We start from the raw sequence: 1,353 nt of genomic DNA, 5'->3' as shown, positions 1-1,353 counted from the left end.
CCCAGCGGGTGCCCAGCACCTGCACCGGCTGCCACGCGGCCAGCACGGCGTGCCCGCGCGGGTCCGTGGTCAGGGCCTGACCGGTGTTGCCCTCCAGCGCGGCGCGCACGGCATCGGTGCTCACCTTGTCGCGCAATACGTCCAGTTCGTCGGCGGAGGTGCGCAACGAGGTGCGCAGCAGGCCGTCCGGGCCCACCAGATAGGTTTCGCCGGTCTTGCCAAGGCCGAACGCCTCGAACCGCCCGCCGGACAGCATCAGGCTGTTCAGCTTGGCCACGGGGAGGCTGAAGGCCAGCACGGCCGCGTACTTGCCCCCCTTGCCGCCATCGAACACCGGGGTGGCCAGGAAGGCGCGCGGGGCGTTGCCCGCGGGCTCGTACGGGGCAAAGTCGCTGTGGGCCACCTCACCCGCGCGGCCCGCCTTGCCCGCTGCGTCCGCCGCCCGGAACACGGTGGCAAGGCCGGTCCTGGAGAACGGGCCATCGGTGACGCGCTGGGCGAAATCGAGGTTCTTGCGTACGGAATAGAGTACCCGCCCGGTATCGGGGGCCAGCAGCAGCACGTCGGCAAAGCCGAACCGTTCGGCAAAGTCGCGGAAGGCGGGGTGGAATTTCAGGTGGTTGTCCACGTAGCCGCAAACAAGATCCGTGGGTTCGTCCAGCTTCTGGCGCTCGCCCGGTGCTGCCGGGTTGCGGCGGATGTAGTGTTCCCACAGCAGTTGGGCGTTGGGGTCCGCGGGGACGTAGTCGGCGGCGGGGCGGGGGGAGTAGCCGGGCGCGGCGGCTGCGTGGCGGGCAAAGGCGTTCCAGCCCAGAAAGGCGGGACCGGCCACGGCCTCGGCGAGAGCGGGACGCAGGGCGGCCAGTGCTTCCGGCGGGGTTTCCGATTCGTGGCGCACCAGGTCCACGTCGTAGGCAAAGGCCAGGCTGGCATCAATGGCCGTGCGGTCACCGGCGTACACGGCAAGCTGGTCGGCCACCAGTTCCATCAGGTCGGCCACCTGGGCAGACTTCACGCCGCGCAGGGTGGCCAGCTGGCCCTGCGCCCGTTCCTGCAGGGCGGCGGCGCTGGTGCGCCCCACCTCGTGCATGCCGCCCGCGCCCACCCACCACAGGGTGGCTGCGATGCCGAAACCGCTTGCCGCCAATACCGAAAGAAACCCCAGAAGCAACTGCCGTTTAAGGGTCATGACCGCACCTTGATCCCTTGGCGCCATACCGGCGGCGCACAGTGAACTGACCACGGACGTGGGCATGGTGGCCGCTGTCCGACGACCGCGCGCGGTTCCCCATCGATCCGGCGCGGCGGCTGGCGGGGGGGCCGCCGGGTTGCGGCCCCATGCGCCACGTACGC

Annotated in this window: 1 protein-coding gene; it reads right to left on the bottom strand. The window is 70.7% G+C overall.

Annotated features, from left to right (window positions below):
• Positions 1–1,189, bottom strand: a 1,189-nt coding sequence (locus tag FVW27_RS15850; RefSeq protein ID WP_208294842.1) for a cache domain-containing protein, incomplete at its 3' end; no start/stop codon positions are given.
• Positions 1,190–1,353: the final 164 nt, after the last annotated feature.

Source organism: Nitratidesulfovibrio liaohensis (assembly GCF_011682075.1).
In the GTDB taxonomy this organism is placed as follows: Bacteria; Desulfobacterota; Desulfovibrionia; order Desulfovibrionales; family Desulfovibrionaceae; genus Cupidesulfovibrio; species Cupidesulfovibrio liaohensis.
This window is presented reverse-complemented; position numbering and strand designations above follow the sequence as displayed.